The 24932-nt window shown below is 53.5% G+C and carries 24 protein-coding genes; 7 read left to right on the top strand and 17 right to left on the bottom strand.

The features are described from left to right. Positions 1 to 75 precede the first annotated feature (75 nt). The 8 genes from Ga0123462_RS02235 to purL form a co-directional block, all read right to left on the bottom strand. Complete coding sequence (locus tag Ga0123462_RS02235; protein WP_232726524.1) at positions 76 to 1056, bottom strand: NAD-dependent epimerase; 981 nt, start codon at positions 1054 to 1056, stop codon at positions 76 to 78. Further along, entirely contained in the window at positions 1053 to 2417 is a 1365-nt protein-coding gene (cysS, locus tag Ga0123462_RS02230) for a cysteine--tRNA ligase (RefSeq protein WP_100264804.1), read from the bottom strand. The genes Ga0123462_RS02235 and cysS overlap by 4 nt, the downstream gene beginning before the upstream one ends. Continuing rightward, positions 2414 to 3799: a glutamate--tRNA ligase gene (gene gltX, locus Ga0123462_RS02225; protein ID WP_100264803.1), complete on the bottom strand. Its 1386-nt coding sequence runs from the start codon at positions 3797 to 3799 to the stop codon at positions 2414 to 2416. The genes cysS and gltX overlap by 4 nt, the downstream gene beginning before the upstream one ends. After that, positions 3796 to 4116, bottom strand: a complete 321-nt coding sequence (locus tag Ga0123462_RS02220) for an FtsB family cell division protein (RefSeq protein WP_100264802.1) — start codon at positions 4114 to 4116, stop codon at positions 3796 to 3798. Before Ga0123462_RS02220 ends, gltX begins: the two co-directional genes overlap by 4 nt. A 44-nt stretch (positions 4117 to 4160) precedes the next feature. Further along, positions 4161 to 5444, bottom strand: a complete 1284-nt coding sequence (gene eno, locus Ga0123462_RS02215; protein WP_100264801.1) for a phosphopyruvate hydratase — start codon at positions 5442 to 5444, stop codon at positions 4161 to 4163. 86 nt (positions 5445 to 5530) lie between these two features. Beyond that, positions 5531 to 6355: a 3-deoxy-8-phosphooctulonate synthase gene (gene kdsA / locus Ga0123462_RS02210; RefSeq protein WP_198507368.1), complete on the bottom strand. Its 825-nt coding sequence runs from the start codon at positions 6353 to 6355 to the stop codon at positions 5531 to 5533. Continuing rightward, complete coding sequence (locus Ga0123462_RS02205) at positions 6355 to 7989, bottom strand: CTP synthase (protein WP_100264799.1); 1635 nt, start codon at positions 7987 to 7989, stop codon at positions 6355 to 6357. Before Ga0123462_RS02205 ends, kdsA begins: the two co-directional genes overlap by 1 nt. A gap of 51 nt (positions 7990 to 8040) precedes the next feature. Then, positions 8041 to 11934 (bottom strand): phosphoribosylformylglycinamidine synthase, encoded by a 3894-nt coding sequence (gene purL / locus Ga0123462_RS02200; protein WP_100264798.1) that lies wholly within the window; start codon positions 11932 to 11934, stop codon positions 8041 to 8043. A gap of 131 nt (positions 11935 to 12065) precedes the next feature. Here purL and Ga0123462_RS02195 point away from each other — a divergent pair, with 131 nt between their 5' ends. Then, entirely contained in the window at positions 12066 to 13136 is a 1071-nt protein-coding gene (locus Ga0123462_RS02195; protein ID WP_100264797.1) for a two-component system sensor histidine kinase NtrB, read from the top strand. 60 nt (positions 13137 to 13196) lie between these two features. On the opposite strand, the gene rplS is transcribed toward Ga0123462_RS02195, so the two are convergent. Then, entirely contained in the window at positions 13197 to 13565 is a 369-nt protein-coding gene (gene rplS, locus Ga0123462_RS02190; RefSeq protein ID WP_100264796.1) for a 50S ribosomal protein L19, read from the bottom strand. A 43-nt stretch (positions 13566 to 13608) separates the two neighbouring features. Then, positions 13609 to 14151, bottom strand: a complete 543-nt coding sequence (locus tag Ga0123462_RS02185) for an RNA methyltransferase (protein ID WP_100264795.1) — start codon at positions 14149 to 14151, stop codon at positions 13609 to 13611. Between the two features lie 111 nt (positions 14152 to 14262). On the opposite strand from Ga0123462_RS02185, the gene Ga0123462_RS02180 reads away from it, so the two are divergent. Both Ga0123462_RS02180 and Ga0123462_RS02175 read left to right on the top strand, forming a co-directional pair. Further along, entirely contained in the window at positions 14263 to 15114 is an 852-nt protein-coding gene (locus Ga0123462_RS02180; protein ID WP_100264794.1) for a CvfB family protein, read from the top strand. Positions 15115 to 15181: 67 nt separating this feature from the next. Then, positions 15182 to 16003: an NYN domain-containing protein gene (locus tag Ga0123462_RS02175; protein WP_100264793.1), complete on the top strand. Its 822-nt coding sequence runs from the start codon at positions 15182 to 15184 to the stop codon at positions 16001 to 16003. 213 nt (positions 16004 to 16216) lie between these two features. On the opposite strand, the gene Ga0123462_RS02170 is transcribed toward Ga0123462_RS02175, so the two are convergent. After that, a complete protein-coding gene (locus tag Ga0123462_RS02170; protein WP_198507367.1) occupies positions 16217 to 16678 on the bottom strand; it encodes an RT0821/Lpp0805 family surface protein in 462 nt (153 codons plus the stop codon). Positions 16679 to 16854: 176 nt separating this feature from the next. Between Ga0123462_RS02170 and Ga0123462_RS02165 the strand changes: the two genes are divergently transcribed. After that, positions 16855 to 17193, top strand: coding sequence for a hypothetical protein (locus Ga0123462_RS02165; protein ID WP_100264792.1), 339 nt, complete (start codon positions 16855 to 16857; stop codon positions 17191 to 17193). Between the two features lie 183 nt (positions 17194 to 17376). Here Ga0123462_RS02165 and Ga0123462_RS02160 read toward each other — a convergent pair whose 3' ends face one another. Continuing rightward, on the bottom strand, positions 17377 to 19875 hold the full coding sequence (locus Ga0123462_RS02160) for an oxygen-binding di-iron domain-containing protein (RefSeq protein ID WP_100264791.1): 2499 nt from the start codon (positions 19873 to 19875) through the stop codon (positions 17377 to 17379). A gap of 344 nt (positions 19876 to 20219) precedes the next feature. Here Ga0123462_RS02160 and Ga0123462_RS02155 point away from each other — a divergent pair, with 344 nt between their 5' ends. Continuing rightward, a complete protein-coding gene (locus tag Ga0123462_RS02155; protein WP_100264790.1) occupies positions 20220 to 21113 on the top strand; it encodes a DMT family transporter in 894 nt (297 codons plus the stop codon). A gap of 45 nt (positions 21114 to 21158) precedes the next feature. Here Ga0123462_RS02155 and Ga0123462_RS02150 read toward each other — a convergent pair whose 3' ends face one another. The 4 genes from Ga0123462_RS02150 to Ga0123462_RS02135 form a co-directional block, all read right to left on the bottom strand. Then, positions 21159 to 21440, bottom strand: coding sequence for a hypothetical protein (locus Ga0123462_RS02150; protein WP_198507366.1), 282 nt, complete (start codon positions 21438 to 21440; stop codon positions 21159 to 21161). A gap of 247 nt (positions 21441 to 21687) precedes the next feature. Continuing rightward, complete coding sequence (locus tag Ga0123462_RS02145) at positions 21688 to 21921, bottom strand: YgaP family membrane protein (protein WP_100264788.1); 234 nt, start codon at positions 21919 to 21921, stop codon at positions 21688 to 21690. Positions 21922 to 21930: 9 nt separating this feature from the next. Next, a complete protein-coding gene (locus tag Ga0123462_RS02140; protein ID WP_100264787.1) occupies positions 21931 to 22404 on the bottom strand; it encodes a hypothetical protein in 474 nt (157 codons plus the stop codon). A gap of 10 nt (positions 22405 to 22414) precedes the next feature. Next, positions 22415 to 22876, bottom strand: a complete 462-nt coding sequence (locus Ga0123462_RS02135; protein WP_100264786.1) for a MarR family winged helix-turn-helix transcriptional regulator — start codon at positions 22874 to 22876, stop codon at positions 22415 to 22417. Positions 22877 to 22996: 120 nt separating this feature from the next. On the opposite strand from Ga0123462_RS02135, the gene Ga0123462_RS02130 reads away from it, so the two are divergent. Together Ga0123462_RS02130 and Ga0123462_RS02125 are read left to right on the top strand one after the other, a co-directional pair. Continuing rightward, positions 22997 to 23842: a 23S rRNA (adenine(2030)-N(6))-methyltransferase RlmJ gene (locus tag Ga0123462_RS02130; RefSeq protein WP_100264785.1), complete on the top strand. Its 846-nt coding sequence runs from the start codon at positions 22997 to 22999 to the stop codon at positions 23840 to 23842. A gap of 153 nt (positions 23843 to 23995) precedes the next feature. Beyond that, positions 23996 to 24640, top strand: coding sequence for a 2OG-Fe(II) oxygenase (locus tag Ga0123462_RS02125; protein WP_100264784.1), 645 nt, complete (start codon positions 23996 to 23998; stop codon positions 24638 to 24640). Positions 24641 to 24643: 3 nt separating this feature from the next. Here Ga0123462_RS02125 and ppnP read toward each other — a convergent pair whose 3' ends face one another. Then, positions 24644 to 24925, bottom strand: coding sequence for a pyrimidine/purine nucleoside phosphorylase (gene ppnP, locus Ga0123462_RS02120; protein WP_100264783.1), 282 nt, complete (start codon positions 24923 to 24925; stop codon positions 24644 to 24646). Positions 24926 to 24932 lie beyond the last annotated feature (7 nt).

Below are 24932 nucleotides of genomic sequence, written 5' to 3'. Positions count from 1 at the left end.
TCAAGGTAAAAAAGCAGCAGCCGTATGGCTGCTGCTTTTTTATGCGTTATCGAAAGTGGCCATTAAATACAGCCTCTAGCACTTGTAGTAGCCGCGATACCAATCTGCGAATTTCTTGAGGCCTTCTTCAATGGAGGTCGTCGGGGAGAAGCCAAAATCGCGGCGGATTTTGGTGAGATCAGCATGGGTGGACTGCACGTCGCCTGGCTGCATCGGATACATCTCTTTGATTGCTTCGACACCGAGCACGTTCTCCAGCGTTTCGACGAAATAGCCGAGTCTTTCGGGATGGTCGTTGCCAATATTGTAGATGCGGTAGGCAGGACCGGCCTCATCCGCTTCAGGAGGGTTGTCGAACACCTTCAGCACACCATCGACGATATCATCGATATAGGTGAAATCGCGCTGCATATCTCCGTGGTTGAATATTTTGATCGTCTCGCCTGCAAGGATCGCTCTGGTGAACCCGAAGTAGGCCATATCCGGCCTTCCCCATGGGCCGTAAACGGTGAAGAAACGGAGCCCTGTGCATGGGAAGCCATAGAGATGCGCATAGGAGTGAGCCATCAGTTCATTCGCCTTCTTCGTGGCTGCGTAGAGCGAGATCGGGTGATCGACAGGATCGGACTCGCTGTAGGGAAGCTTTTTGTTGGAACCGTAAACGGAACTGGATGATGCAAATACCAGGTGTTCGGCGTCAACCGCACGGCACCCCTCAAGAATATTTACAAAGCCGGTGAGATTGCTGTCGGCATAAGCATGCGGATGCTCCAGCGAATAACGCACGCCGGCCTGTGCAGCCAGATGGATGACACGGGATGGTTTCTCGGTCTTGAACAGATTAGCCACCGCATCGCGATCAGAAATATCAATCAGAAAGAATCTGAAGCCTTTATGCTTTTTCAGGCGAGCCAGTCTCGCCTCTTTCAGGCTGACATCATAGTAATCATTAAGATTGTCGATGCCTATCACCTGCAGGCCGCGATTGAGCAGCTGTTCGCAGACATGCATACCGATAAACCCGGCAGCGCCAGTTACCAGCAGGGGAGCAGTCACGCCTTCTTCCAGATTGTGCCGCCCACCGTATCCTCCAGCACTATACCCTGCGAACTCAATTCATTACGAATGGCATCAGCGCGGGCGAAATCACGTGCCTTCTTCGCCTCTGTCCGTTCCGCAATCAGCGCTTCGATCTTATCGACATCGGCATCACCGCCCTGAAACCATTCATTCAGATCATGCTGGACAATGCCGAGCAGGCTGACAATGGCATTAAACGATCCTGCCAGTTCTGCAATATCCTCGCCGCTATCAGCTGCCCGGTTCACGGCCCGGCATAGATCGAACAGAACAGCCAGCGCTTCAGGCGTATTGAAATCGTCATTCATCGCTTCGATAAACTTCCCGGGAAGCTCTCCCGCACCATCATGACCGGAAATGCGCTTCTTCGTCTCATAAAGGCGGTCGAGCGCTGTCTTGGCCTCATCAAGTGCCTGATCCGAGAAGTCGAGCGGTGAACGGTAATGGGTGCCCAGCATGAACATGCGCATCACTTCCGGATGATATTTCTTCAGCACTTCGCGAATGGTGAAGAAGTTACCCAGCGACTTGGACATCTTCTCGGCATTGATATTCACAAACCCGTTATGTAGCCAGTAACGGGCAAAGCCGCCATCGTTGGCAGCCCTGGCTTGGGCAATCTCATTCTCATGGTGGGGAAATTTAAGATCCATGCCCCCGCCGTGAATATCGAATGTGGAACCAAGGTGTGAACAGCTCATCGCCGAGCACTCGATATGCCAGCCCGGACGCCCCGGACCCCAGGGCGAATCCCAGGCAGGCTCACCTTCTTTGGCCATTTTCCACAGCACGAAGTCCAGAGGATCGCGCTTGGATTGATCGACATCGACGCGGCTTCCGGACTCCAGATCATCGATATTCTTGCCTGATAACTTGCCATATTCGGAAAACTCCCGAACCGCATAGAGCACGTCGCCGGAATCCGAGACATAGGCATTGCCTCTCTCCACCAGCACCGCAATCATGGCAATCATCTCATCCATGTGCGCGGTGGCACGCGGCTCATGCGTCGGCCTCTCGCAGCCCAGTGCATCGGCATCCTCGTAAAAGGCAGCAATCATTTCGTTGGTCAGTTGATCAATGGCTATGCCGCGTTCAGCAGCACGGTTGATGATCTTGTCATCCACGTCGGTAAAGTTGCGTACGTAATCAACCTCAAATCCGAGCTGTTTGAACCAGCGACTGATCACATCGAATACCACCATCACACGTGCATGACCGACATGGCAGTAGTCGTAAACGGTAACGCCGCAGACATACATGCCGACTTTGCCCGCAACCAGGGGCTCAAACGCCTCCTTCTTGCGGCTGATGGTATTATAAACCTGTAACGTCATGACTCTGCCTGCCTTATCGTATCTCTTAATCGAATCTCGATTTCCTCACTACCGAGAAAGTCGACCACAGCCGACATCTCTGGGCCGTGCAATGCTCCGGAGAGTGCCACGCGCAGCGGCATAAACAGTGCCCTTCCCTTGCAGGCGGTTCTCTCTTTCACAGCATTCGTCCACTGTTTCCAGTCTCCATCGGCCAGCTGCTGCCAGCACTCCAGTGCAATACGGTAAAAGTCGGCCCCCGCTTCCTTCACAACTGCGATTTCCTCAGATCCGAACGGAGCAGCCGCATCCAGCAGACGCTGAAAATGCTCGGCATCGCTCGCCAGTTCCAGATTCCTGACAACCAGAGAGGTAAATCCATGCAACTGCTTCGAGTCCACATCGGGAACATAGGGAAAAAGCAGCGGCATCAACGCAGTGATATCCAGTTCATGCAACAGGCGAGTATGCCAGCGCCACATCTCCTGATCCGACCAGCGCACCGAACTGGTCGATACATGCTCAGCGTTAAAATGGTCGGCAAGAGCGACGGGATCATGCAGGCCATCCGGCATATTGGGGTGGCCAAGGCGCGTCATAGCCTGCAGCAAAGCCTCGGGAAGCAATCCATCCTCGCGCAGTTCGGCGATACTGTGACTGCCCGTACGTTTAGAGAGCTTGGAACCGTCCTCGCCGAGCAGCAGCCCGTGGTGAAGGTAAACCGGAGGTGTGTAATCGAGACTGTGAAGAAGCCATACCTGATAGGCTGAATTGGTCAGGTGATCATCGCCGCGCAGTACATGGGTGATACCATCCAGCGCATCATCAACTGCATTGGGCAGCAGAAATGTGAAACTGCCATCAGAACGGACAACAACCGGATCATCGAGATCACGGCGCGCAAAGGTAACATCCCCATGCAAGGCATCGGCGACAGTGACCTCGCCCTCGGGTGCATGCACAGCCAGACGCCAGACATACGGTTCGTTTTCTGCACGCTCTTTTGCCTCGTCGGCAGGGATGGCTCTGCAGTGCCCCGCATAGCGCGGCGGCAGGCCGCGAGATGAGGCGAGTTTACGATCCAGGCTCAGCCTGGTTTCACTGCAGAAGCAGCGGTAGGCGAGCCCCTTCTCAGCTAGGCTATCAAGCGCGGTGCGGTGTTTTGCAGCATGTTCTGACTGAAGGTGAATCGCACCATCCCAGCTCAAACCGAGCCAGGTCAGATCGGCCTTGATCGCTTCGATATATTCGCGCTCGGAGCGACTCTGGTCAGTATCTTCAAAGCGGAGCAGAAAAGAGCCGCCATATCTCTTGGCATAGAGCCAGTTGAGCAGGGCTGTTCGAACATTCCCCAGATGAAGAAGGCCTGTCGGTGACGGCGCAAACCGGGTAACAACACTCACTGACCACTCCCCTTCTCTTCTTCTTCCACCCGTTCAGGCATCATCACGATGATCTCATCCGGATAGACGTAACCCAGTTCGCGATGCACCAGCTCCTCCAGCGCATCGGGATCATTCCGTAGGCGGAGCACCTCTTTGGCCAGACGCTCCCGCTCGGCCTGCTGCTCTTCAAGCTCACCGCGCAACAGTTCGGTCTGCATCGCCTCCTGGCGATATACCAGATAGCCGTGATCTGAAAAGATCAGACTCCAAACCATGTAACCGAGACCTATTGCGGAGAGGCTCCAGAACAGCCCACGGCCAACTGCTCCAGCCATATCAGGCAATTACAATGCCGGTCGGCACGGCAAAAGCCTGTTGATCAGGAACGCTGAGCGAACGCGCCACGTCCTGCGAAGCGTGCGGCACTGCCAAGCTCCTCTTCGATACGGAGCAACTGGTTGTATTTCGCCATGCGGTCCGAACGTGATGCGGAACCGGTCTTGATTTGGCCGGTAGAGAGAGCTACAGCCAGATCTGCGATGGTTGCATCTTCGGTTTCGCCGGAGCGGTGACTCATCATGCAGCGGTAGCCGGCATCGTGCGCCATGTTCACAGCGGCAATAGTCTCGGTCAGCGTGCCGATCTGATTCACCTTCACCAGCAGCGCGTTGGCTATACCCTTCTCGATACCCTCTTTGAGAATCTTAGGGTTGGTTACGAAGAGGTCGTCACCGACCAGCTGCACACGATCACCAACACGATCGGTCAACAGCTTCCAGCCATCCCAGTCATTCTCATCCAGTCCATCCTCGATGGAGACAATCGGATACTGGCGGCAGAGTGAATCGATAAGGTCGACCATACCTGAAGAGTCAAGCTTGCGGTTACCCTCGCCGGCCAGAACATATGAGCCACCACGGTAGAATTCGGACGCCGCCATATCGGAACAGATCACGACATCATGGCCCGCTTTCAGGCCAGCCTTCTCTATCGCCTCAAGAATGACAGTGATGCCCTCTTCGTTGGAGCCGAGATTCGGCGCGAAACCGCCCTCATCACCCACAGCAGTAATATGGCCGCCCGCCTTCAGGACTGACTTCAAGGCATGGAACACCTCAGCACCCATATCCAGCGATTCGGCGAAGGTGGATGCGCCGGTCGGAGCAATCATGTACTCCTGAAAATCGATGCTGTTATCGGCGTGAGAACCGCCATTGATCACGTTCATGCACGGAACCGGCAGCAGGTTGGCATCACTGCCACCCAGATAGCGGAACAGCGACTCACCGTTCTCGGATGCCTGCGCCTTTGCCACGGCCATCGAAACGCCGAGAATTGCATTGGCTCCAAGACGCCCCTTGTTCGGGGTACCGTCAAGCTCGATCAGTTTGGCATCGACCGCTTCAAGGTTAGATGCATCCATACCGTTGACTGCAGCTGCAATTTCCCGGTTTACATTGCTGACAGCGTTTTTCACGCCTTTACCACCGAGTCGGGATCCGCCGTCGCGCAGCTCTACCGCCTCTCGTGATCCTGTAGAGGCACCGCTTGGCACCGCTGCGCGGGCAAACGCTCCGCTGGCCAGCTTCACATCGACCTCAATGGTCGGATTGCCACGCGAATCGAAAATTTCCCGTCCATGGACTGTTACAATTTCACTCACTTTCTACTCCTGTTGCCCGACCCTATTGTCGAACATCTTCCTTACGTTATTAATTTTATCCCGGCCGATCATCCTGATCGCTCCGGTTAACTCTCTTTAGCAACCGCATCCAGTCGTTTCAGGCGATCCAGCAATCTGGGAAGATCGGCAAGCGCCAGTGAATTCGGCCCGTCTGAGAGGGCACGATCAGGATCCGGATGCACCTCCATGAATAGTGCCGCAATACCTGTCGCAACGGCCGCCTGAGAGAGACCCGGCACAAACTCACGGTTACCACCGGTAGCGCCGCCAAGACCACCCGGCTGCTGCACCGAATGGGTGGCATCAAAAACAACAGGGGCACCGAACTCTTTCATGACCAGCAACGAGCGCATATCGGAGACCAGATTATTGTAACCGAAACTTGCGCCTCGTTCACAGAGCATGATCTGGTCGTTACCCGTTGCCAGCGCCTTATCGAGCACATGTTTCATATCCCAGGGGGCAAGAAACTGACCCTTCTTGATATTTACCGGCTTGCCGGTTTCGGCAACGGCCCGGATAAAATCGGTCTGGCGGCAGAGGAATGCGGGTGTCTGCAGAATGTCAGCCACCTCAGCCACTGCTCTGGCCTGCTCCGGCGTATGTACATCCGTAATGACAGGCAGCCCCAATTCATCCTTAACCCGCTGCAGTATCCTAAGCCCCTCATCGAGTCCGGGACCACGGAATCCATCCCTGCTGGTTCGGTTGGCTTTATCAAAGCTGGATTTGAATACAAATGGCACACCAACTGTTGCTGCCATCTCGGCAATTGCTGCAGCTGTGTTCAGCGTAAAATCTTCGCCCTCAATCACACATGGCCCTGCCAACAGGACCAACGGGAGATCGTTAGCGATCCGAATATCGCCAACGGCAACGACCGATGCCATCAAACTGCCGCCTTGTCTTTACTGGCACTCACGAAGGCTGCAAACAGCGGATGGGGCGCATAGGGGCGCGACAGGAACTCCGGATGAAACTGGCAGGCAACAAACCATGGGTGGTCACGCACCTCCACCATCTCAACCAGCGAGTCGTCAGGCAGGGTTCCCGATACAATCAGGCCCGCCGCCTCCAACTGCTCACGATAGGTGTTGTTAAACTCATAGCGATGGCGATGACGCTCGCGAATCTGAGTTTCACCGTAGGCAGCATGGGCAAATGTTCCCTCAATCACTTTGCATGGATAACCGCCCAGACGCATGGTGCCGCCAAGGTCAGAGTCGACGCTGCGCTGAACGCGCGCGCCCTCCTGATCCCACTCGGTCATCAGTGCAATCACCGGATGCTCTGCACGTTCATCGAACTCACTGCTAATCGCATTTTCAAGTCCTGCAACGTTGCGGGCAAACTCCACCACCGCCAGCTGCATTCCGAGGCAGATACCCAGGAATGGAACTTTATTCTCTCGTGCATAGCGGATTGCGGCAATCTTACCCTCGGTTCCGCGCTCTCCGAATCCCCCCGGCACCAGGATGCCATCCATGCCATCCAGACAATCCGCCCCTTTCTTCTCAAGCGACTCAGCATCGAAATATTTGATGCGTACGCGCACGCCATTATGCATGCCACCATGAATCAGCGCTTCGTTGACTGACTTGTAGGCATCGGCCAGCTCAACATACTTGCCGACCATGGCAATGGTAATCTCCTGCTCAGGCTCACGAATCTCACGACATATGTTTTCCCAAACAGAAAGATCAGGTTCAGGCGTTTCCATACCGAAATGGTTCAGCACAACCGTTCCAAGTCCACCTTCACGCAGGCTCAGCGGTACACCGTAGATTGTATCGACGTCAGGTGCATCAATAACGGCATCACGATCCACGTTACAGAAGAGTGCAATCTTATCTTTCTGGCTCTTGGGTATCGGATGCTCGGAACGGCAAAGCAGCACATCCGGCTGGATACCAATCTCGCGCAACTTCTGCACGGAATGCTGTGTTGGCTTAGATTTAATTTCACCGGCAGATGCAATATAGGGCAGCAGTGTCAGGTGAATGTAAGCGGTATTCTTGCGACCGAGGTCAAAGCGGAGCTGACGGATCGCCTCAAGAAACGGCTGGGATTCGATATCTCCGACCGTACCGCCGATCTCAACCAGTGCGATATCCACATCCTCGGCACGCAGCGAGAGGATGGCGTTCTTGATCGCATCGGTGATATGTGGGATTACCTGCACGGTTGCACCGAGGTAATCGCCGCGGCGCTCGCGACGAATCACAGATTCGTAGATGCGGCCGCTGGTGAAGTTCGAGCGCTTGGACATGGTTGCATGCGTGAAGCGCTCATAATGACCAAGATCAAGGTCGGTTTCCGCCCCGTCGTCGGTTACAAACACCTCACCATGCTGGAACGGGCTCATCGTGCCGGGATCAACATTGATATAGGGATCGAGTTTCTGCATCGTGACCTTCAGGCCACGCGCCTCGAATAGGGCTGCAAGGCTTGCCGCAGCAATGCCTTTGCCAAGGGATGAGACCACCCCGCCGGTTACAAAAACGAAACGTGTATTTTTATTCATGACGGGGCGGCAAGTTATCAGAGTCCGATTTCATTCGCCAGTTAAAAGCGTTTAATCTGCCCACTTGCGGGCATTGCGGAACATGCGCATCCAGGGACCATCCTCGCCCAAGCCTTCAGGCTGCCACGAATGCTGCACGCTGCGGAAGAGTCGCTCCGGGTGCGGCATCATAATCGTGAATCGACCGTCTGCTGTAGTGAAGCCGGTCAGCCCATCGGGAGAGCCGTTCGGATTGTACGGATAACTCGTGGCAGGGCCACCATCCGGGCCGAGATAGCGCAGTGAGGCAAGCGCGCTGTTGTGCTGCTGTTCAGAGCTGAACTGAGCGCGGCCTTCGCCATGTGCCACCACCAGCGGCAGCCTGGATCCGGCCATACCATCGAGGAAAATCGAAGGCGAATCCAGCACCTCCACCTGCAGCAGGCGTGCTTCAAACTGTTCAGAGCGGTTGCGCTCGAAGCTCGGCCAGTTTTCAGCCCCCGGAATAATAGATTTCAGGCCGCTCATCATCTGGCAGCCATTACAGACACCGAGCGCAAAGGTGTCGCTGCGGTGGAAGAAAGCATCGAACTGATCACGTGCCCTTGCATTGAACATCACCGAGTTGGCCCAGCCACGTCCGGCACCAAGCACATCACCAAAGGAGAAACCTCCACATGCCACAAGCCCCTGAAACAGTGACAGATCAGTACGTCCGGCAATAATATCTGACATATGCACATCAACGCAGTCGAAACCGGCGCGATCAAACGCGGCCGCCATCTCAACCTGCCCGTTCACACCCTGCTCCCTGAGCACTGCCATTTTGGGCTTTTCCCCGCCAATAAACGGGGCACAGATATCATCTGAAGGAGCAAAGGTAAGCTCGGCAAACAGCCCCATGGCTTCGGTGTTGGCAATCGACTCAAACGCCTCTTCTGCACAGGCCGGATTGTCGCGAAGCGCCTGCATGCGGAAGCTGGTTTCAGCCCACACCTGCTGCAGTGACTGCACATGTTCATCGAACAGCATCTGCTCGTGACATGCCATGACAACCCTGCCATCGGTACGCGGGTGACCGATAATATGAGCCACATGCGCAAGTCCGATATTGGCCAAAATGGCCAGAACACGCTCGCGGTCGGAACGGCGAATCTGGACCACGCCTCCAAGCTCCTCAGAGAAGAGTACCTGAAGCTCCTCCCCGCCTGCATCGCCCATCAGGGTTTCCAGGTGAATCTTCAACCCTGTTCGGGCCGCAAAGGCCATCTCGGCCAGCGTTGCAAACAGGCCGCCATCTGAGCGGTCGTGATAGGCAAGCAGCAAGCCTTCACTGTTGAGCTGCTGGACACCCTCGAAGAAGGCCTTCAGCAGCGCTGCATCATCAACATCCGGAACCTCCTCACCGGTCTTGCCGTACACCTGAGCAAGGGCCGAGCCTCCAAGACGGTGCTTGCCATCGCCAAGATCAAGCAGAATCAGATCCGTATCGCCCTGGTCCAGCTTCAGCTCTGGCGTTAATGTTTTACGGATATCGGTTACGGGAGCGAATGCGGAGATAATCAGGGAGAGCGGTGAAAACATCTCCCGCTTTTCACTGCCATCCTGCCATACCGATTTCATCGACAGTGAATCCTTTCCGACGGGTATAGAGATGCCGAGTGCAGGGCAAAGCTCCATGCCTACCGCTTTCACGGTGTCATAAAGACGGGCATCTTCACCCTCGTGGCCGCAGGCGGCCATCCAGTTGGCGGAAAGCTTCACATCGCCGATCGCTGCAATCGGGGCAGCCGCAATATTGGTCAGTGCCTCACCGATCGCCATACGTCCGGAAGCCGGCGCATCAAGCACCGCAATGGGCGTGCGCTCGCCCATGCACATCGCTTCACCAGTATAGTGGGTGTAATCGGTGGCAGTGACCGCCACATCAGCTACAGGCACCTGCCACTTCCCAACCATCTGGTCGCGGGCGACAAGACCGGTAATCGAACGGTCACCGATGGTGATCAAAAACTCCTTGCTCGCCACGGCAGGCAAACGCAGTACACGATGCGCCGCCTCTTTCAGATCAATCCCACTCAGGCTCAGCGACTCATGCTTCGCATCAGTGTGTACCACATCGCGGGTCATTTTCGGCGGCTTCCCGAGCAGCACATTTAGCGGCAGATCAACCGGCTTGTTGCCGAACTCAGGATCGTTGACGGTAAGCTTGCGCTCCTCTGTTGCCTCTCCCAGCACTGCGAAAAGACAGCGCTCACGCTCGCATATCTCGGTGAAGAGATCGCGCGACTCCGGTGCGATAGCCAGCATATAGCGCTCCTGCGCCTCATTGCACCAGACCTGCATCGGGCTCATGCCCGGCTCCATATTGTGTACGGCACGCAAATCAACCCAGCCTCCTCGACCGGCATCATCAATCAACTCCGGCACCGCATTGGAGAGCCCTCCGGCACCGATATCGTGGATAAAGAGGATCGGATTGCTGTCTCCCATCTGCCAGCAGCGGTCGAGCACCTCCTGGCAACGGCGCTCCATCTCAGGGTTACCGCGCTGCACCGAATCAAAGTCGAGTGACTCTGCATTGGCGCCGGTGTCCATGCTCGAAGCCGCTCCGCCGCCAAGGCCGATCAGCATGGCAGGGCCGCCAAGCTGGATAATCAGGCTGCCAACAGGCACCTCTTTCTTGTAGACATGGCGGGCATCAATATTACCGACACCGCCGGCAATCATAATCGGCTTGTGATAGCCGCGCAGTTCACCCTTCACCTGCTGCTCATAGGTCCGGAAATAGCCTGAGAGGTTGGGGCGCCCGAATTCATTGTTAAAGGCAGCGGCTCCAATCGGCCCTTCGATCATGATATCCAGTGCAGAGACGATTCTGTCCGGCTTGCCGAAATCGGCCTCCCACGGCTGCTCAAAACCTGGAATACGCAGGTTGGACACGGAGAATCCGCACAACCCCGCTTTCGGCTTGGAACCGATACCGGTTGCCCCCTCGTCGCGAATCTCACCGCCGGAACCCGTAGCCGCGCCTGCAAACGGGGAGATCGCAGTCGGATGATTATGCGTCTCCACCTTCATCAGGATATGGGTGTCATCATCATGCGCCTTATAGTGGCGACCCTGATCGGGATAGAAACGCTTAGCTTTCGCACCTTTGATCACCGAGGAGTTGTCACTGTAGGCAACCAGCGTCCCCTCAGGATGAAGCTGGTGGGTGTTGCGGATCATTGCGAAGAGCGAGCGATCCTGTTCTTCACCATCGATAACCCAGTCGGCATTGAATATCTTGTGCCGGCAATGCTCTGAATTGGCCTGAGCAAACATCATCAATTCGGCATCGCTCGGGTTTCGCTCAAGTCGCTTGAAATTCTCCAGCAGGTAGTCGATCTCATCCTCGGCCAGTGCCAGGCCAAGGGCCCTGTTTGCAGCCTCCAGCGCAGCGCGGCCGCCCCCCAGCACATCAACCGTCTCCAGCGGTGCAGGCGCATGATGAGCAAAGAGGCGGGCAAGATCATCGGCATCGTCGAGCACCGACTCGGTCATGCGATCGTGCAGCAGTGCGGCAACTTCACCATGCTGATCGTGCGGGATGCCTGCAATGTGGTAGACAACACCGCGCTCAAGCCGCACCAGCGTGTCGAGCCCGCAGAGCCCGGCAATATCGGTCGCCTTTGATGACCAGGGGCTGATCGTACCGATACGCGGCACGACGATGAAGAGATTGTCGGCAACATGATCCGCAAACAACTCAGGGGAATCATTCAGAAGCTCGGCCAGGCGATGCGTATCCGCTTCACCCCACCCCTCTTTTACTTCGGCAATATGGATAAATTCGGCCCGGATCTCGGCGCTGGGCAATCCAATTTCTGCAAGCTGATTCAGTAGCTTGTCACGCCGGAAGTCTGAGAGTGCGCCCTTGCCTTTGAGAGTAATGATGCGGGTATGGATATCTGGTTCGGTCATACCCGCACTCTATTGCATAGGGCCATGAAACCAAGTCTAAATGTCAATCTTATACACCCTTTCTGATCACTGTTCACACACATGAACACCTTTGCTAAGATACATGGTTAATTACAATCAGGAGAGGCCACTTGCCCCACACACAAACGAATCTTAACAGCCTGCTGTCGGTTTTAAGCAAGCTTCATGACGGCGTCATTCTCACCAACAGTAAATTGAACATCACCTTTGCCAACCATGCCGCCCATGAGATCTTCGGTTATTCGCCTCGAGAACTCATCGGCGCCAATATCTCCGACCTCATTCCAGAGGAGCACAGGGCCCACCATCAGCATCTCACCGATACCTACATGCACAACCCTGTCCCGAGACTTATGAACCCCTCGATGCGACTTGAGGGCACCAACCGGACAGGAGAAACGATTCCACTCATTGTAAGCCTTGATCCGATTGAGACTGAATCGGAAACAATGATCTTGGTTCTGATTCGTGATATTCGCACCGTCGTGCGCATGGAGACGGAGCTTTTCCATGCCAGAAAGCTGGAAACGATTGGAAAGACCGCAGCAGGCATCATCCATGACCTGAAGAATGTCCTTCACATCATCAACAGTTCGAATTACTTCGCAAAAAAGGATTCATCCGGCAACGCCCTGAAATACCTCGATGATATCGATACCCAGACACAGGTTGCCAACAATATGCTGACTTCACTGTTGAACTACCTGCGCCATGGAAACCCTGCAGCGAAGCGCATCAATCTTGGCGACAGCCTGAAGGCGCTTGAACCAGTTGCAAGATCCCTCCTCCCCAAGAGGGTGGAGTTTAATGTGGAGGCCGGAGATGAACACCTCCATGTCCACTCAACTTCGACCTCTATCGAGCAAGTGCTACTGAACCTTCTTTTCAATGCAGGCGATGCAATAGCAAACGCCACCCAGCCGAAAGTCACTGTATCGCTGATGAAAGAAAAAGGGAGCGGGAATGCCATCCTGAGCGTCGCTGATAACGGATGCGGCATGAGTGACAAAGTGAAGGCCAATCTATTCCAGGCCTTCTTCACCACCAAGGAGAGCAAAGGAACCGGACTAGGGCTTGCCAGCGTTTATGGGGCCGTAGTCGACATAGGCGGTCAAATCGAGGTGGAAAGCAATGAGGGCATGGGAACAACATTTTTCATCTCGCTACCCACTGTAGCGTAATCAAAAAGGGGAGCCATTGGCTCCCCTTAAATCCTGTTGCCGATAACAACCAGGCTGTTCTTAGTAACGACGCTCGCGGATACGAGCTGCCTTACCGCGCAGTTCACGCAGATAGTAGAGCTTGGCACGACGAACACGGCCATGACGAACTACCTTGATGCTCTCCAGCATGGGTGAGTGCAGTGGAAATACGCGCTCAACGCCAACACCGTTAGAGATCTTACGAACAGTGAAGCTGCTGGAGATACCATTGTTGTGGCGGGCGATAACAACACCCTCATAGGCCTGCAGACGCTCGGTCCTGACCACACCCTGCTTGGTGTCCTTGAAATCGATAAGACGTACGTTTACGCGGACGGTATCGCCTTCACGAAAAGACGGAATATCATCACGCAGCTGATCTTTAGTTACATCATCCAGTGCACGCATTTTGTTTTGCCTCCAAACTTAACCCCTGTCAGGCCCATATATTTCAACGTTTTCCAAGTCGATCCAGATAAATCGCCAAGGCAGCCCGTACAGAAAGGTGGCGCACTTTACCGATACCTTCTATCGGTGACAACCATCCATTTGCATCCGGCATCTTTTCTGCATCCAGACCCCAGCCGGTTCCGAATACAATCAGATGTTTTCCGCCCATTTTCGGTATATCGGCAGGATCAACTATCGCACCTTCCGGCGGGGTCGCCGATGTATACCAGAGCTTGTACTCACCCAGCCCCTCGATATCAGCAAGTGATTTGACACAACGAACAGCCTGCAGCACTTCGCGGCGGGCCGGATTGCGTTCGCCCCCGGCACCGTTCAAATAGTAGTCGGTCATATCGTGGATCAGTGCGTGCATGCCATCAGCCGGATGCACAAGATAAACGGGGGCAATATCATAAAAGGCACAACTTCGTGCGAAATCGTGCACATCAATGGAGGTGATCGCAGTAGTGCCTGTCTCGCCCGAACGGGTGAGAACCGGGTGATGCACCAAGGCTACTGCGATTTCAGAACCGGAGTCAGACATGGCGAGAAACCTAACTGCCAAAGCCTCCCTCGCAAAGCCGCTGAACTCTTCAATGCAGACGGAGCCATTTATGTGTACTGTCCGCCTCATGCAAAGAGTGAGGATAATCAGATGACGGATATCGGTCGCCTTAACAGCCTGAAAGTGGTCAAAGAGCTTGATTTCGGTGTCTATCTCGATGGCGGCGAGTTGGGCGAGATTCTGATGCCGATCCGTTATGTTCCGGTTCCATGTCATGTCGGTGATGACCTTGAAGTGTTCATCTACCGCGACTCTGAGGATCGCCTGATTGCCACCACGGAAAGGCCAATGGCCATGGTTGGTGAATTCGCACTGTTGAAAGTGGTGGAAGTCACTCGAATGGGGGCGTTCCTTGACTGGGGACTGCCGAAAGATCTGCTGGTGCCATTCTCGGAACAGAAACCACGTATGGAAGAGGGAAAATCCTATGTGGTCCGCATCTATATCGATGAGGATAGTGATCGCATCGTCGCTTCCGCCCTGCTCGATGATTTTCTCTACCGCGAATCAGAAGGTGAGCTTGAGGCAGGTGAAGAGGTATCTCTTTTTATCGCCAACAAAAGTGACCTCGGTTATCAGGTGATCGTCAACAACACCTACTGGGGACTTCTGCACAATAACGAGGTGGCGCGACCGCTGCGTCGTGGCCAGCGCATGCAGGGGTATATTAAAAACATCCGTGAGGATGGGCGTATTGATCTCTGCCTGCACCTGAGGGCATCCGAAAAGACCGATGATATTTCGCAACTAATCCTGCGCGAATTAAGAAAGAGCGAAGGCTTCATCCCTGTCACCGACAAAAGTTCGCCGGATGAGATCGAGGCGCGCTTCCATATCAGTAAGAAGATGTACAAAAAAGCGGTCGGCTCGCTCTACAAAAAGAAGCAGATCACCATTGAAGCGGATGGCATTCGTCTGCTCAAAGCCTGGGCCACCAAGTAATTGCAACCCGATACTGTTCACCTCTCATATGCTATAATGAACAGTGCCCCCTTTCCTGGAGTTTATTATGAGTGATAAAAACAATACCCGTAGCATGGCACTGTTCTGTGATTTCGAAAATGTCGCCCTCGGAGTGCAGGATGCCAAATATTCAGCATTTGATATCCAGAAGGTGATGGAGCGACTTCTGCTTAAGGGCAACATCGTCGTCAAGAAGGCCTATTGTGACTGGGAGCGCTACAAGAAATTCAAGGCGCCGATGCACGAAGCCTCATTTGAACTGATCGAAATTCCGCATGTACGTCAGAGCGGCAAGAACTCAGCCGACATACGCATGGTCGTGGATGCGCTCGACCTCTGCTACACCAAAGCACATGTCGATACCTTCGTTATTATCAGTGGTGACTCCGACTTTTCACCGCTGGTCTCCAAGCTGCGAGAAAATGACAAGGTGGTGATCGGCGTCGGCGTGAAAAACTCCACCTCTGATCTGCTCACTTCAAACTGCGACGAATTCATCTATTACGACGACCTGGTTCGCGACTCGGAGAGCAAAGGGAAGTCCAGGCGCAGGCGCTCCTCCACCAAACCGAAGAGCAAAAGTGCAAGTGCAGATGTGGATGCTGATACCCTGAAGCAGGAGGGCATCGATCTGGTCATGGCAACAGTGGAAGACCTCTTCAAGGAGCGCGGCGAAGAGGAGAAGGTGTGGGGATCGATGGTCAAACAGACACTTAAACGTCGCCAGCCCGGCTTCTCAGAGGGTTACCACGGCTTTAAGAGCTTTGGCCAACTACTCGACGAGGCTCAGTCGCGCGGCCTGCTTGAGCTTGAACTGGATGAAAAATCTGGCGGTTACATTATCAAAAGCTTCTCGCAAGAGGAGTAGCCCCAGCCTGCACAAACAACAAGGCCCCGGGTACTGCCGGGGCCTTGTTTGCACTTCTCAACACGAGGAAAACTTATGTCCGGAGGGGGGATTAGGAGGGAGGGGAGGAAAAAACCGCTCCGGACAATGTGAACATTACGGATGGTTTGTTAGGCCGCTGTGAACCAACTATGAAAATAATTTCATGCTGGTATATGCCATCTGCCGGCATGGTTATCGGCTGATACTCCAGCTGCCATCGGGTTGACGGCAAGCGGTGCCGTAGCCCACCTCTTTCCTGCCATTAACAACAATATCCGTCTGGTATTCACGGCAGTACTGGCCTGATGGCTGCTGATAGGTGCTGGTCGGCATTGTCGAGAAATCGGCGCCTGTATTAGGGTTGCGCCACTGACTGGCCTGCATGTCACGATTCATCTCAAGCGCACGCTGTGCCTGAAGTTCATCAGTCTTGTCCATGTAGCTTCCGATTTCGCTACCAATCACTGCACCGAGAAGGGTTCCGGCAATAATGGCAGCTGTCCGACCTTCACCGCGCCCGACATTGGAACCCAATACGCCGCCAAGTGCACCACCCATGACTGCTCCCGCCTGCTGTCTCTCGCTGTAGCTGGAGCAACCTGATACAGGCATCATGAACAGCGTCATCAACATCAGAGATAGCATCTTTTTCATATCCACACCTCCTGATCTCCACAGTTCAACCGCCCCAACAGCCATGAACTACGGAGATATTACATACCGTAGGCTTATTATAGATGATGCCATACGGAAACCCCAAGCCAATTCGCCAACAGGTTGATTTATGGTCTATAATCAGATTGCGTAAATTACAAAACGGAGGCCCGACCATGAAACTGTTATCTCTCATCATAGCACTACTGTTTTCAGCCTACCTATTCACAACAGTTGAAGTCCAAGCCGACCCTTCCGCGAAAAACTCCCCGCCTGGCTGGCAGAAGGGGGATAAGGACAGCGACAAAGACGGCTGGGATAAAGACCGGCGAAACAGACATGAAAAGAGCCACAAATATAAAGACAAGAATAAAGAGCGTCCTCAGGGATGGGACAGCGGAAAAAAAGAGGGGTGGAGCTCAGATACCCCTCCGGGCCAGGAAGGCAAACAGAGACGAGACCCGCGCACCAAGGAGTGGAAAGAGATCAATAACCGACTTCCTTGGCTGGAGTAGACTTTTCCAACCAATATGAGGTTGCTTCTAAATAAGCATCGCGGACTGGTTGCTTAATGGTTCCGTTGCGACTATAATCGTATCAACAACTAACGAAGGCCTGCCAACCCCCTCCCCTCCTCGGCAGGCCTTTTCGTTTCTCTTCAGCACATCACCACCAATATTTCGACCTTTTATAAACCATTACAATGTAATGGTATCTTTTTCGGTGACAATGCGGTTTCTTCCAGACGATTTGGCCTGATAGAGGTATCTGTCCGCCAGCTTAACCAGGTCTGAGGCCACGACATCCTTGCCAGGAACTATTGTGGCCACGCCAATACTCACCGTGACACGCCTAGCGACAGGTGAAGATTCGTGAGTCATTTTTTTCATCTGCAAGCCATGCATGATGGCCTTAGCGACAGGAACTGCTCCATCAAGGGAGGTGTCCGGCATAATACAGACAAACTCTTCGCCACCATATCGGGCAACCATATCGGTCGGTCGGCGCAGGCTTTCCTGAATCAGTTTGGCGACTTTAATCAGGCAGTCGTCACCAGCCTGATGACCATAGCTGTCGTTATAGCGTTTAAAGTGATCTATATCGATCATGAAAAGAGAAACCGGTGTTTGATAGCGCATGGCCCTTCTCCACTCATGATGCAAATACTCATCGAAGCTTCTTCGGTTGGGGATATGCAGCAGGCCATCCATGCTTGCCAGTTTTTCCAGCGCCTTCTCTGCGGCCCGCCTGGCCACTTGCTCCTGTCGTGCTATAATAATCTGCCCACACGCCATAATAACCGGCGCCATATAATCCAGCAGTTGCTGATCAAAGCCACCCTCACGATTCGCCAAACCGACCTCACCAACAAGACGATCTCCGTAATAGACAGGGATGCCGGCAAACGTATGAATCGGAGGGTGCCCCCTGGGCATGCCACCACGACGAGGATCACTTGCAGGATCACCGGTAATGACCGGCTGACCACTTGAGATCACACGACCAATTAGCGTATTCAGGTTGCGGAATTCAAACCCCTTTTCACGAACAGCATCATAAAGTGCCTGACTCTCATCATCCCAAACATGATTACTCAGCGCAAACACCTTTAGATATGGTCGCTCTCCCGGGTCAGCCAACACTTCGCCAAAAAAACCGTATTCACTATCGGTCAATGTCAGTAAATCGCCGAGAAAATCCCTGTAAAGCGTAACCGGATCATCCCCATGCGAAATGAATCTCGATTGCAACTGCTCAATACACTTAATCAGCAGATTGCTTCGACGCAACGTCTCCTCGCCCTGTTTGCGCTCACTGATGTCCTGCACCACCCCGATCATACGAAGCGGCTTGTTGCTCTCATCATATTGCACCTGCCCCTGCTCATGCACGATGCGCACAGTTCCGTCTGGCCAGACAATCCGGTGATCTATGCTATAGGGCTCCATCTCATCCAGTGCAAGCTGAACCGTATCCTGAACCATCTGACGATCATCAGGATGGACTGAGCCTATAAACGCCTCGTAGGTAGCATCAAACGACTGAGGTTTAAGGCCGAAGATTCTATAAATCTCATCGGACCAGCGAAGCTCGTTACGAACGATATCCCATTCCCAGTTGCCGATATGTGCAATGGCCTGCGCCTCGGAAAGGCGCAAGGAACTCTCCTGCAATTTCCGCTCTGCAAGCTTCAGATCACGCACAGCTCGCTCCCTGAGGGCAGCAAGCCGTTCCGACTGACTGAGTGCCTCCTGCAAAAGCCTGACCCTCTTGTTCAGGGTCTCAAGCATACTCGCCTGAGCATAATCAGCTTCATCACCGAACTGCTCATTTGATGCTTCTGGTTCTGCTTCGAATTCAGTCTCAATATCCCCAACAGCATCTGACACTGACTCTTCATGGGAAGACTCAGTTGAGTATGTCAGGTCAATGCCACATTGAAGAGTTTCCAGATACTCAAGTGCAGCATCGACGTGATGACTGCAGATCAGTGAGCCGTGCTGTGGCAGTATGCCATTAATCTCCAGGTGGGATATATTGGCTACAAAACCACGGGTGGCCCTGTTGGATGCCATATAATCCTTGTGGAACAGATTCAGCTTGGGCACATGTGCATCGAAGGATTCCGCAACAAGGTGCCAGTCAGTATCAAGTGCAGCCCAGATGTCCCCTGAAAAAAGCAGCCCCGAAGCAGTATCATAGGTAACAAAAGCGCCCGGAAAGTGAAGAAATGGAGCAGGAATAAATAGCAGCTCCCTGCCATCGGGAAGACGGAAGCGAGGGTTCTTTTCGACATCATATGCCAGATAGTCACTTTTCCCGTAATGAGGAAGCAGCACATGTGTTCGTGGCGTGGAATAAACCTGCATTGCTGGATTGATGGCAAGCCACCTCACCATGGAGCCTGCCACATCAGGGTCCTGGTGACAGAGAATCATGCCGGTGATTTTGCCCGGAGGTAAAATGTGGCTTACACGCGTACAGACCTGATCGAATGCGTTGATTCCACCCGGATCGACCAGAATGGCCGCATCACCGTTTCGGATCAGATATGCATTGCAGCGGAAAGCTGTATCTTCAACGATACCCAGCCAGTAAACCGCATGTGCACCCGACTCAAAAACAAGAACAGGATGATCTTCGTCCGGTTCGATGTTTTCGGAGTAGCCTTGGCCTGTCAGCAGACTGTAAGTCACAGCAAACGCCTCCACTTTATGCTATCATAGCAGACCTATACCGCCCCGTGAAACAATTTGCCACACGGTTTTGTCATTGTGTTGACGTTATTATTTATGGCACCAATCTTCGCGGCTATGAACAGGCACTTCACAGAAAAGAAAACTGCACCGTTTGGTTGGCTAGTGGTAGCCCGCCGAACTGATTTTCTGTACCCGGACTGTTCTGATTAACTGACAAAGTTACTGCTACTGCAACGGCCACGGGTTTTGAAAACTCCGTGGCCGTTTTTTTTTCACCACCAAACTTCCACGGACACCCCTTAGCCAAACAGATCAAGATCATATGTAGAGAGGAGAGAGTCATGTCTGTGCCATCGGCGTATATAGGCGTCATAATCATCTGGAGCACCACCCCGCTTGCCATTCTGTGGAGCAGCGAAGAGGTCGGTTTTGTATTTGGTCTCACAAGCCGAATGCTTATCGGTGCCGTTCTGGCTCTGATTGTGGCCGCCCTTCTGGGCTCTGGCATGAAATGGCATCGCTCTGCCCTGATCGCCTACTCTGCTGCAGCCATCGGTATTTTTGGCGGCATGATAAGTGTTTACTGGGCTGCGCAATTTATCCCCACCGGGTGGATATCGGTCATCTTCGGCCTCTCGCCACTGTTCACCGCTTTGATGGCAGGCTGGTGGCTTGAGGGTGAGAAAATCACACGCTCAAAAGTCTTGGGCATGCTGATGGGAATCACCGGGCTGGCGATCATTTTCGGAACCAGCTTCACACTGCATGATCAGGCAGCACTCGGGGTGGTCGGCATGTTGGTTTCAGTATCCATTCACTGTGCCAGTGCTGTATGGATCAAGCGCATCGATGCCGATGTGCCTGCTATCGTGATGACCAGCGGCGGGCTTCTTTTTGCAGCGCCGCTCTTCCTGATGACGTGGATTTTGACCGGTGCTGAATTTCCATCTGAATTATCCACTCGTACGGTAACTGCCATTGGTTATCTGGCTCTGCTCGGTTCGGTACTTGGTTTTGCGCTCTACTATTATGTATTGAGCAAGGTTGAGGCGACAAAAGTTGCGCTGCTGACACTTGTTACACCGCTCTGTGCGCTGGCAATCGGGCACCTGTTCAACAATGAACCGTTGACACTGAATGTAGTGGCAGGATCGCTGTTGATTCTTTCTGGTCTGGCTCTGTTTGAATTTAGCGACATGACTGGACGGATCAGGGCCCGTATCCTGCGCTACTAAGAGAAGAGGCCTCGCAAAGCGGGGCCTCTTCTCAAATTCCTGACTTTAGCGGCCGCGACCACCGCCCATGCCGCCACGCCCCTGGCCCATACCTTGACCCTGGCCCATACCCGGGCCGCGTGCACCAGGCTCATCCGGGATGCTCTTGCCCTGCTCTCTGGCACGCTCCTGCATCCTCTCGTGATGCTCCTCTCGATACTGCTCTCGCTCTTCACCCTGCAGGTTGCGCATCTTCTGCCGGTGTTCCTGCAGCTCTTCCTGAGTCATCAGTTCGCGGCCGTAAACCATCTCTTTATCATTATCGGCATAGGATGATACCGAAAACATTGTCACCCCCAAAACCGCCGCAGTCAGTAAAACAAATAATGAAATGCCTCTCATGCCACACCTCCATGTTATTGGATAATAACATTATAGCCTTTACCAGCACCTGCTGCGACGAGTCAAATTGTCGCGGCCATAACAAAGGCCCTGCATGCAGGGCCTTTGTATTCCAATCATGATGGCTTCGGTGGCAGAAAGCCAGCTAATCACCTTAGCTGTCATTGAGGGGTTACTGTTTACCAGTTAGCACTTAACTCTCGCAGCTGCCACAGGCGCCACCGGGTTTCACACCCAGCTTAATCAGGATCTTCTCCATCAGGCACCAGCGGGTAAAGCCGGACTGGAAGAGATTGGCCCCCACAAAAAGGGTAAACCATAGCCATGTCGGCTCATCCAGCACCGTGCCGTTATAGATCGAGCTCAGGAATACCGAGAGCATGATAAAAAGTCCTGCAATAATTCGAATCAATCGTTCTGTAGTCATATCTTCTCCTTAATTGGGTTTTACTGCCGGCAGCTGGAAGCTGGCATGGCAGGCAATACAGTTGTTCATGGTTTCAACCAGCTTCAGCTGGATCGCTTTGCTGGGCTCGCCTGCTTTGGCCATATCGGCGATATCATCAAAGGCGTAGTGGGTGCCAAAACCAAGTTTCTTAAACTCAAGCGGCAGTTTCGCGCGCAATCTGAAATCGACCGTGGCGATCGCAGCACTGCCGATCGGGCGTGCTGCAGCCTCAACCGCTGCGAGATCATCGTTGGCAAGCGCTTCAACAACGGTTTGTGTTGTCTCAAGCAGCAGCCTCATCTCATCCAGCACAGCCTGTCGCTCTGCAGGTTCAAGGATCACCGCAGTACGGCCATCATCGCCCTTCTCGGTGCTTCCCAGCACCACAAATTTAAACACCAATCCTGCCAATATTGCGACCAGAATACTGATGGCTATCCAGTGTGGAGTTGTATTTTTCATATTGTCTTACCTATCCTCTCTTGTTGTTCATCAGTTTTTCTGAGATATATTTCAATGTTTTGATCGTAATCGCTTTCTCTTCGTCAGGAATATCGCTAAGCACTTCGGTCTGAAAATCCCTCACCAGAGGAATCATCACCTCCAGCGCCCGATCCCCTTCGCCAGTAAGTCCGATACGGAAATAACGCCGGTCCGCCGGATCGGGATTTCGCTCAACAAGCCCCTTCTTCACCAATCCGTCAATACGGCGGGTGATCGTGGTCTTGTCGCGCATAAGAAGTTGCGCTATCTCCACCTGGGTCATCGGCCCCTGTTTCATCAGACGAAACAGAATGCCAAAATCCTGTGCCGTTACGGCGTAACCGGCTTCTGCAAACCTGCGGGCGATCTCCTCTGTCATCAGGAAAGCAGTACGATTTACGTTCAGCCCGATCGCCTGTTCAAGCTGAAAGTCCAGAATAGATTCGCTCATCTTTATCTCCTGTGGGCCGCACACTATCCAATATAGTTGTATATTGCAACTGTTGTTATTTACATTCAATATAATATAACATCTCTTTCCATATTCCGCTCTGAAATCCAGTATAGAGCCATGCTCAGCTACCAACACAGTTACCATGCCGGCAATCACGCCGATGTTCTCAAGCATATCATCCTTGGCGAGGTGGTGGCCGGGATGCAGAAGAAAGAGACACCGATATTCCTTCTGGACGCCTTTGCCAGCCGCGGTATCTACGACCTTAATTCTCCCGAAGCACAGAAAAACCGTGAGTTCGAAACCGGCATCGCCAGGCTCTGGGCGCTCCGCAACGATCCGCACCCATTGGGTGTCGCACGCTGGTTCAAGCTTATTGAACAGAAAAACAGCGATGGAGACTTTTCCCACCTTCCCGGATCCACTGCCCTGCTTGCCGCCATGATGCGTCCGCAGGATCGTCTCGCTGCCTGCGACCTTCACCCGCAGGAGTTCGAAGGATTGCAGGCAAGCTTCAAAAGCAGTCGCAACCTTGCTCTTCATAAACGCGACGCCTTTGAGGCCATGAAGGCGCTACTCCCACCGAAAGAGAAGCGAGGCATGGTCTTCCTCGACCCCTCCTACGAGGAGAAGGGGGAGTACCGAAAACTGGCAACTGCTGTGGCCAAGGTTTACTCCAGATTTGCAGGCGGTGTCTATGTAGTCTGGTACCCCCTGCTTCCCGCCGCCAACCACAATGAACTGTTCGCCGTACTAAGGCGGGCAGGTATTCGCAAGATCCTCAGGATAGAGCTTGATTGCCATGGCGCATTTCCACAAATGCAGATGCAGGGATCAGGCATGCTGATAGTCAATCCGCCATGGGCGGCAGAGGATGCCATGAAAGCATCCCTGCACTGGATAAATACCCATTTGCTCTCGGGTAAAGGCAAAACACATTTCGGATGGCTGGTTCCGGAATAACGCACCATTGCGTGCGCTGAATAGCACCCATCTGCAAAGCCATCCAGCCACCCCATTACAATATGATTGTCATGCCCAACTGATAAACGGATAATCCAACGCCTATCAGCCGCGGCAGTTGTCGCGATACAAAATATAACCGCAGGTATAGCAATGGCTCATGCCCTCTCTACTGACAACGGCTCATCAAGCAAATTTGATCGTATCGTGGCTGATCTGCACGAGACCGGCTTTTCTATCTGCGATGGCTTTGTCTCACCACTACAAGTCAGCAATATGGCTCTCGAAGCGAAAAAGCAGTACAAAAAAGGCGCATTCCGGCATGCTCGCGTGGGTCGCGGCGCCTCGATGCAACTGCGTCCTGAGATTCGAAATGACCGGGTTCTCTGGCTGGACTCGGAAAAGCCGGGGGCAGCCCTGCTCCCCTATTTCCTTGATCTGGAAACGCTGCGCAAGGAGATCAACCGTAACCTCTACATGGGACTATTCGAATTCGAGGGGCACTTTGCCCTCTATCCGCCCGGCGCCTCCTATGACATCCACTTTGACCGGTTTATCGGCACGATGGAGCGCGTGGTCACCTGCATCCTCTACCTTAATGATAACTGGCAGCCTGATGAGGGTGGCGCCCTGAAGGTCTACGAAGGAACAGAGCCCTCAAACCTGCCATTGCCGATGGAGGTGATTCCGCAGGGGGGCAGGCTTGTCACCTTTATCAGCGAGCTGTTTCCGCACGAGGTGCTGCCAGCCAGACGCGATCGACTGAGCCTCACCGGCTGGTTTAGAATTCGAAGCTAAAGCTTACCTGTAGAGACAGAGATAGGCACTCTGGCCGATAGAGCGCACGCCGAAACGCTGATCCTTCTCAACCACAAATTCACTGCCTGCACAGTACCTGACCCAATCATCGGAATCGGGCAACTTCACATCAAGCAGGCCTGAGGTTACTGTCATAATCTCTTTCGTGGCCGTGCCAAACTCGTACTCGCCTTCGGCCATGACTCCAATTGTCGCCGGGCCATCCGCAGTCTCGAATGCGATTGATTTGACGGAGCCATCAAAGTATTCGTTGGTTTTGAACATAGCGTAT

This window comes from Mariprofundus ferrinatatus, from assembly GCF_002795825.1.
Taxonomy (GTDB): Bacteria; Pseudomonadota; Zetaproteobacteria; order Mariprofundales; family Mariprofundaceae; genus Mariprofundus; species Mariprofundus ferrinatatus.
The sequence above is the reverse complement of the archived record's forward strand: the minus strand, read 5'-3'. Positions and strand labels throughout refer to the sequence as shown.

Bases quoted from the DNA above. Each gene is read 5' to 3' on its own strand.
- cysS (WP_100264804.1), bottom strand. From the start codon at position 2,417: ATGACGTTACAGGTTTATAATACCATCAGCCGCAAGAAGGAGGCGTTT.
- Ga0123462_RS02220 (WP_100264802.1), bottom strand. From the start codon at position 4,116: ATGGCTGGAGCAGTTGGCCGTGGGCTGTTCTGGAGCCTCTCCGCAATA.
- kdsA (WP_198507368.1), bottom strand. From the start codon at position 6,355: ATGGCATCGGTCGTTGCCGTTGGCGATATTCGGATCGCTAACGATCTC.
- Ga0123462_RS02205 (WP_100264799.1), bottom strand. From the start codon at position 7,989: ATGAATAAAAATACACGTTTCGTTTTTGTAACCGGCGGGGTGGTCTCA.
- purL (WP_100264798.1), bottom strand. From the start codon at position 11,934: ATGACCGAACCAGATATCCATACCCGCATCATTACTCTCAAAGGCAAG.
- rplS (WP_100264796.1), bottom strand. From the start codon at position 13,565: ATGCGTGCACTGGATGATGTAACTAAAGATCAGCTGCGTGATGATATT.
- Ga0123462_RS02185 (WP_100264795.1), bottom strand. From the start codon at position 14,151: ATGTCTGACTCCGGTTCTGAAATCGCAGTAGCCTTGGTGCATCACCCG.
- Ga0123462_RS02180 (WP_100264794.1), top strand. From the start codon at position 14,263: ATGACGGATATCGGTCGCCTTAACAGCCTGAAAGTGGTCAAAGAGCTT.
- Ga0123462_RS02175 (WP_100264793.1), top strand. From the start codon at position 15,182: ATGAGTGATAAAAACAATACCCGTAGCATGGCACTGTTCTGTGATTTC.
- Ga0123462_RS02170 (WP_198507367.1), bottom strand. From the start codon at position 16,678: ATGAAAAAGATGCTATCTCTGATGTTGATGACGCTGTTCATGATGCCT.
- Ga0123462_RS02165 (WP_100264792.1), top strand. From the start codon at position 16,855: ATGAAACTGTTATCTCTCATCATAGCACTACTGTTTTCAGCCTACCTA.
- Ga0123462_RS02155 (WP_100264790.1), top strand. From the start codon at position 20,220: ATGTCTGTGCCATCGGCGTATATAGGCGTCATAATCATCTGGAGCACC.
- Ga0123462_RS02150 (WP_198507366.1), bottom strand. From the start codon at position 21,440: ATGTTTTCGGTATCATCCTATGCCGATAATGATAAAGAGATGGTTTAC.
- Ga0123462_RS02145 (WP_100264788.1), bottom strand. From the start codon at position 21,921: ATGACTACAGAACGATTGATTCGAATTATTGCAGGACTTTTTATCATG.
- Ga0123462_RS02140 (WP_100264787.1), bottom strand. From the start codon at position 22,404: ATGAAAAATACAACTCCACACTGGATAGCCATCAGTATTCTGGTCGCA.
- Ga0123462_RS02135 (WP_100264786.1), bottom strand. From the start codon at position 22,876: ATGAGCGAATCTATTCTGGACTTTCAGCTTGAACAGGCGATCGGGCTG.
- Ga0123462_RS02130 (WP_100264785.1), top strand. From the start codon at position 22,997: ATGCTCAGCTACCAACACAGTTACCATGCCGGCAATCACGCCGATGTT.
- Ga0123462_RS02125 (WP_100264784.1), top strand. From the start codon at position 23,996: ATGGCTCATGCCCTCTCTACTGACAACGGCTCATCAAGCAAATTTGAT.
- ppnP (WP_100264783.1), bottom strand. From the start codon at position 24,925: ATGTTCAAAACCAACGAATACTTTGATGGCTCCGTCAAATCAATCGCA.